This is a genomic window from Candidatus Omnitrophota bacterium (assembly GCA_013791745.1).
Lineage (GTDB): Bacteria > CG03 > CG03 > CG03 > CG03 > CG03.
The window spans coordinates 1-6,618 of record VMTH01000046.1; the positions used below are offsets into that span (position 1 = coordinate 1).

The window sequence follows — 6,618 nt, forward strand, 5'->3', positions numbered from 1 at the left end:
AAAAAGGGAATTAAATTTCCTTTTGCGAGTGATTGGAATTGGTTTCCGGATCCCGAACAGCCGCCTACCTGGCAGGGGAATCAGAGTGTTCAGCCCTGGTATAAAGGTTTTAATGAAGAAAACGCATTTTCTCTTGATACGGCGCTGAACCGGGGGCGGGCGGATTATTTCTGCCAGTATATGATAGAGAATAAAATGCTGCACAGCACTCACTGGAATGAGGGTGGTTCGGGCTATGCCGCGCTTGATAAGCGGTGGAGATTCTATGAATCGGGCAAATATATGGCGGGAGTAAAATATAAAGGCCCCTTAACGGCGCAGTGTTCTTACAGCAGTGAGCGCGGAAAATTCTCGGAATTCTGGAATTACAAGACAAAGTCAGACGAATATTGTTTTCTCGCGAGATGGGATTTTGGACAGGCATATATAGGCGCTAAAGCGCTGACAATTAAAAACAGTATCCCTGCGGATTTTGATGTGTATGAAACCTTTGATCCTTACCGGATAAATTATTATTACGGTAAATCAAAAAGCTACAGTGAATGGAAGGAATACTGGGCCATCGGGAATTTCCAAGGGCAGAGTTATACCCTCAAATTTGTCGGCAAAATGTACCCTGAGGAAAAGATAAAAGAAGCGGTTATAACCGCTGAAAAGAATATCTCCATTTTCGTCTTTAAATTTTCACCGCAGTATTTTTCAGACGGAGTGAAAGATTATTTGTGCAGTTCTGTATCTATGGGGATCAAAAAAGGCGGTTTTACGCTTGAAGCCGGAGCGGGGATGTCGCCCGGCGATTTTGCGTTGATAGATGAGAGTGATAGAAGGGAAGATTTTTTGTATAATGAATCCGGATGGGATTCAGGTTATGAGTTTCTTAAAAAACGGGAGAAAATATGGCTAAGAGCTGTTTTAAGTTTCTGACGGTCATTCTTATTTTTTCATCTTGCAGTTTGACATGGGTCAAAGAAAGGATTCCTCCTCCCTCCCTTCAGGCGGACGGTAAAGTTCTTTTCCGTCTTGACGCGCCGTCGGCCAAAACCGTTTTTGTCGCGGGAGACTTCAACGGCTGGGAATATAATGTTTCGGGACAACGGGCTATCGCTCTTAAGAAAAATAAATACGGTGGGTGGGAAGCTCTTGCCGATATTCCCTCGGGGAGATATACATATAAGTATGTGCTTGATTCCTACACGTGGATTCTTGACCCGCACAACCCTCTTACCGTTGATGATGGCACGGGCAATGTTAATTCGCTTTTAATTGTGAAGTGAATGTTGTACAATGCCGACAGGCTACAGTGTCTTTTTGTCGTTTGTTTTGAGTTTGATGGGGGATAAAATGAAATCCAAATTGTCTTTTGCCTGCGTGTTCCTTTTGCTTGCCGCCTGCGCTCCTCTTCCGAAAGATGCTGTTTTATCTCAGGGGGGAGGGAATCCGGTCATTACCGCAAACGGGGTGAAATTTGTTTATAGCGGAACGGCGAATAAAGTTGTTATCGCGGGAAGTTTTAACAACTGGTCGCAGGACGCCAATCCCCTCTCAAAAAAGGGGAAGGACGGTTGGGAGACGGTCTTGAAGTTGCCTGCCGGTTCACATCAGTACAAGTTTGTTGTCGACGGAAACTGGATGGCTGATCCCGCCAATCCCAATACGGCTGACGATGGCGTCGGCGGTGTAAATTCCGTCGTTGCTGTCAGCGGCGCGGTTTCTTCCGAAGCGGCGAAGTCTGTTTCCGCCGCTCAGGCCCCTAAGCAGGTTAAGGGCGGAATTCTTTTTACATGCTCCGCGTCTGGCGCTAATAAAGTTGTTGTCGCGGGAAGTTTCAATAACTGGTCGCAGGACGCTAATCCCCTGAGCAAAAATTCCGCGGGCATATGGTCGGTGATTGTGCCTTTGGGTTCCGGCTCGCATCAGTATAAGTTCGTTGTCGACGGAAACTGGGTGACGGATCCCGCCAACTCAAATACAGCCGACGACGGGGTTGGTGGCGTAAATTCCGTCGTTGCTGTCAGCGGCGCGGTTTCTTCCGAAGCGGCGAAGTCTGTTTCCGCCGCTCAGGCCCCTAAGCAGGTTAAGGGCGGGACTCTTTTTACATGTTCCGCGCCAGGCGCTAATAAAGTTGTTGTCGCGGGAAGTTTCAATAACTGGTCGCAGGACGCCAATCGCATGAGCAAAAATTCCGCGGGCATATGGTCGGTGATTGTGCCATTGGGTTCCGGCTCATATCAGTATAAGTTTGTTGTTGACGGCAATTGGATAACAGATCCTTCCAATCCCGCTTCGTCGGACGATGGCCTCGGCGGTAGTAATTCTGTTATAACCCTGCCGTGACGGATCAGAAATTAAAACGCCAAAAGAAAGTAAACAGCAAAGGGAGGCTTAACTGTGGCTGAAGTTGTCTTAAAAAATATCGCGAAGATTTATGAAGGTGATGTCGTGGGATGCAAGGATATTAACCTGCATATAAAGGATAAGGAATTTTGCGTTCTTGTGGGGCCTTCCGGATGCGGAAAATCCACGACACTGAGACTGATAGCCGGACTTGAAGAAATCACCGCCGGCGAATTATCCATTGGCGACCGGATAGTGAATGATGTTCATCCGAAGGAAAGAGATATAGCGATGGTGTTTCAGAATTACGCTCTTTATCCTCATATGAAAGTGTGGGACAATCTCGCTTTTGGTCTGAAGCTGAGAAAATATCCGGCGGATGAGATAAAAAAAAGGGTGACCGAAGCGGCGAGGATTCTGGAAATAGAACATCTGCTTGACCGTAGGCCCAAAGCTTTGAGCGGAGGGCAGAGGCAGCGCGTGGCGCTGGGCCGGGCGATAGTCAGAAAACCGAAAGTTTTTCTTTTTGACGAGCCTCTCTCGAATCTTGACGCTAAACTCAGGGTGCAGATGCGCGTTGAAATTAAAAAACTGCATGCGAAACTTCAGATAACCTCAATTTATGTCACGCATGATCAGGTTGAGGCCATGACGATGGGAGACAGAATTGTCGTGATGAAAGACGGTTATATTCAGCAGGTTGACGATCCCATGAAACTTTACGAACAGCCCGTTTCAAAATTTGTGGCCGGTTTTATAGGCTCACCTCCGATAAATTTAATAAAAGTAAAAATTTCCCGCGATGGCGAAAGATTTTTAATAAGCGAAGCCGCCGCCGGCGGGTTTAAGCTGAAATACACCCCTAAGGGAAGGGATTTTCTCGCGGCGTTTTCCGGTAAGAATTTAATTATGGGCATCCGTCCGGAGAATATAATAGACAGGATTTACGCGGGCGTAAAAGAGGCGGAAAATACCGTGCCTGTCGTCGTGGAAGCGGAAGAGCCAATGGGAAGCGAAAATTATGTTCATCTCAAAACCGCGGGAGGAGCGGAAGTTGTGATGAAAACAGAAGGTTCAAACAGGGTGAAACCCGGAGACAGGCTTGAATTGATTTTCAACGCTGAAAAGATACATTTTTTCCACCCCGGTACGGAGAAGAGAATAAATGAAAATTAACAGCAGAAAAACCCACGACAATCTTACCGCATATCTGTTTCTTGCGCCTTTTCTTGTGGTTTTCTTTGTGTTTCTCGCGTATCCCGTCGTATATTCACTGGTGCTGAGCCTGCATAAGGTGAGCTGGACAACAAATCTGTATAATGTTTTTTCGGACATGAAGTATGTCGGGGTTGAAAATTACATAAAACTTTTGCATGATTCAAAGTTCTGGTGGTCGCTGATTGTGACGGGTTATTACGCCGTACTGACGATCCCGATGACTGTGTTCCTGGGGTTGATACTGGCGATACTGCTTAATAATAAACTTCCGGGAGTTTCTCTTTTCAGGAGCGCTTATTTTCTTCCCAGCGTTCTGGATATCCTGGTTGTGGGCATTATCTGGACACTCATATACAGCCCGCATTTCGGTATTCTTCCGAAAATTCTGGATTCCATGGGCTTCCGGGCTTTTATAGACAAAGGTATTTTGGCAAATCCGCGGACAGCTTTACCCGGAGTGGCGATTGCGATGGTTCTAAGGGGCGCGGGTTTCGGCATGATACTGTTTCTTTCAGCCATACAGAATATTCCTGTTTCGGTTTATGAGGCGGCGGATATAGACGGAGCCAACGCATGGCAGAAACTCATTTTTATAACAATTCCCCTGGTTAAGCCCATAATACTTTTTCTTGTTATTATGGGAACGATAGGTTCGCTGAACGCCTTTACGGAGATATATTCAATGACTCAGGGCGGGCCATACGTTGTGGAATTTATGGGAGGTATTCAGGGCGCTACCAAGGTTTCAGGCTATTATCTGTTCGAAAAATGGGAAACGATGAACTATGGTTACGCCGCCGCGGTGAGTTATATCCTTTTGGTTATAACATTGGGAATCTCGCTTGTCAATGCGAAAGTAATGAGGAAAAAACACTAATGGATGTAGCAAAAATTAGAGAAAAATTGAACAAAACTCTGCTGATGATGGCTTTGATTCTGGGCGCTTTGCTGATGCTGTTTCCTTTTTTTTGGATGCTTTTTGTCGCTGTCAAAGCGGAAGGGCACGGGTTTAAACTGGATTTTGTTTTTGCCCAGCCGCTGTTTAAGAATTTTACGGCGGTGTGGACTAACGAGTCCTTTCCTTTCTCAAGGTTTTTTATAAATTCCCTTTTTGTGGCCACATCAGGGTCGTTAATGACGGCTCTTTTTTGTTCAATGGGGGCATATGTCTTCGCGAAAAAAAATTTTATTTTTAAAGAAACTCTTTTTTGGATGTTACTGTCAACCCTCATGATTCCCGGTATGATGTACATGGTGCCGCAGTTTGCCATAGTTACAAAACTCGGCTGGATCAATACCTACAGGGGGATGATTATTCCCCATGTGGCGAACATCTTCGGCCTTTTTCTGCTGAGGCAGCATATGGAAACAATTCCCGACGCGCTGATTTCTTCGGCGGAGATTGACGGCGCAAGCGAATGGCAGATTTTTAAAAATATTATTGTTCCCCTGTCCATGCCAGTCATAACCACGGTTTTTCTTTTATCATTTCTTTTTCAGTGGACAAATTTTCTCTGGCAGCTTGTTGTCAATACGCCCGACAGCCTTAAACTGACATTGCCTGTGGGGCTGGCTCTTTTCCGAGGGCAGTATGCCACTCAATGGACATTGCTAATGGCGGCTTCCGCTTTTTCCATAATACCGATTGCCGTGCTTTTTCTGGCGCTTCAGAGATTTTTTATAGAAGGCCTGACGGCGGGGGCGGTGAAAGAATGAGTAAAATAACACGTTACTTTATTACTCTGTTGTTTTGCTTTGCGTTAAACTCCTGCGGCCGGCCCGGGGAGGATAAGCCCGACGGCATAAAGGAAGTTGTCCTCTGGGAAACCTATAACAACGAAGAACATAAAGAGATTGAAATTATAGCGAGGGAATTTGAGAAAGCCAATCCGGGAACGCGGATAAATATTCAGAGAGTGCCGTGGGGAGGCCATGAGTCCAAGCTTATGACGTCAATGATAACGAATACGGCGCCGGATATGGCGCGTGTGGATGTCGCTTTTCTGCCGCGCCTGGTGAAATCCGCTTCTGTCCTGGAACTGACTCGATACGGAGAAATAAACACGGAAGATTATGTGAAGGCCGCGATAGACTCAAATGTGTGGATAGAAGACGGCGTTAAAAAAATTTACGGGCTGCCTGATCAGACAACGGGAGCGGCTCTCTTTTATAACAAAAAAATGTTCCGAGAGAGCGGTATTAAATCTCCGCCCGGGACATGGGATGATTTTCTTGCCGCGGCAAAGCTGCTGACAAAAGATAAAAACGGCGACGGGCGTTCCGATCAATTTGGATTTGCCATGGATAAGGAGCTGTGGTGGACATTTCCGTTTTTTAATACATATGGGGCAAAGTTTCTTTCGGATGACGAAAAAAGATGCGCTCTTAATTCTGAAGCCGGAATCAGGGCGCTTCAGTTTAAGGTTGATCTTTATCAGAAACATAAGGTTGAGGCCGGCGCCTGGCAGAGCGGAGCGATCGCGCCGGATACCGGCTTTATTAACGAAATGTACGCGATGATTTTAACAGGGCCGTGGAATATAAAGAGATTCCGGGATGCGGGACTGGATTTCGGAATCGCTCTTGTTCCCCGGGGGCCTGCCGGCACTTCAACAAATGTCGGCGGTTCTAATATGGTTGTTCTTCAAAAAGCCCGTCATCCCGAACTTTGCTTTAAATTTCTGAAGTATCTGACTTCCGCCCAGGTGCAGGCAAAATGGGCGTCCGATCTGGGCCAGATTCCGGTTAATATCAAGGCCGCGGAATACATGGATCTTTCAAAATATCCGGATATAGAAATATTTTTTCAACAGATGAAAACGGCCGTTGCCCGTCCTAAAGTTGTTTCTTATGCCACTCTCGCAAATACTGTCAATCCTTATTTGTACGCGGCTCTCGCAGGCAAGAAAACAGTCAAAGAGACGCTGGATATAATTGCTAAGAAAATAGAAGAAGAAGTCCTTATTGAAAAATAAAGGGGACGGAGGTAATTTAATCGCTAATAATTCAAAAATTCCAATAAAAAAAGGTGGATATTTTATGATATTTTTAAAGAAAAAAATTAGG

6 protein-coding genes are annotated in these 6,618 nt (G+C 45.8%); all 6 read left to right on the forward strand.

Features of this window, described 5'->3' with window-relative positions:
• Positions 1-896 precede the first annotated feature (896 nt).
• From FP827_02320 to FP827_02345, 6 genes are read left to right on the forward strand one after another with little or no spacing between them, the layout of a single operon-like run.
• On the forward strand, positions 897-1,274 hold the full coding sequence (locus tag FP827_02320; GenBank protein MBA3051917.1) for a hypothetical protein: 378 nt from the start codon (positions 897-899) through the stop codon (positions 1,272-1,274).
• A gap of 10 nt (positions 1,275-1,284) precedes the next feature.
• Positions 1,285-2,334: a hypothetical protein gene (locus FP827_02325; protein ID MBA3051918.1), complete on the forward strand. Its 1,050-nt coding sequence runs from the start codon at positions 1,285-1,287 to the stop codon at positions 2,332-2,334.
• Between the two features lie 54 nt (positions 2,335-2,388).
• Entirely contained in the window at positions 2,389-3,510 is a 1,122-nt protein-coding gene (ugpC, locus tag FP827_02330; protein ID MBA3051919.1) for a sn-glycerol-3-phosphate ABC transporter ATP-binding protein UgpC, read from the forward strand.
• Positions 3,500-4,429, forward strand: coding sequence for a sugar ABC transporter permease (locus tag FP827_02335; protein ID MBA3051920.1), 930 nt, complete (start codon positions 3,500-3,502; stop codon positions 4,427-4,429). Before ugpC ends, FP827_02335 begins: the two co-directional genes overlap by 11 nt.
• Positions 4,321-5,268: a carbohydrate ABC transporter permease gene (locus FP827_02340; GenBank protein ID MBA3051921.1), complete on the forward strand. Its 948-nt coding sequence runs from the start codon at positions 4,321-4,323 to the stop codon at positions 5,266-5,268. The genes FP827_02335 and FP827_02340 overlap by 109 nt, the downstream gene beginning before the upstream one ends.
• Entirely contained in the window at positions 5,154-6,527 is a 1,374-nt protein-coding gene (locus tag FP827_02345; GenBank protein MBA3051922.1) for an extracellular solute-binding protein, read from the forward strand. Before FP827_02340 ends, FP827_02345 begins: the two co-directional genes overlap by 115 nt.
• The last annotated feature ends 91 nt before the right edge of the window (positions 6,528-6,618 follow it).

Excerpts from the sequence above, each read along its gene's own strand:
- FP827_02320 (MBA3051917.1), top strand. The coding sequence starts at position 897 with ATGGCTAAGAGCTGTTTTAAGTTTCTGACGGTCATTCTTATTTTTTCA.
- FP827_02325 (MBA3051918.1), top strand. The coding sequence starts at position 1,285 with ATGCCGACAGGCTACAGTGTCTTTTTGTCGTTTGTTTTGAGTTTGATG.
- FP827_02345 (MBA3051922.1), top strand. The coding sequence starts at position 5,154 with ATGGACATTGCTAATGGCGGCTTCCGCTTTTTCCATAATACCGATTGC.
- FP827_02335 (MBA3051920.1), top strand. The coding sequence starts at position 3,500 with ATGAAAATTAACAGCAGAAAAACCCACGACAATCTTACCGCATATCTG.
- FP827_02340 (MBA3051921.1), top strand. The coding sequence starts at position 4,321 with ATGGGAAACGATGAACTATGGTTACGCCGCCGCGGTGAGTTATATCCT.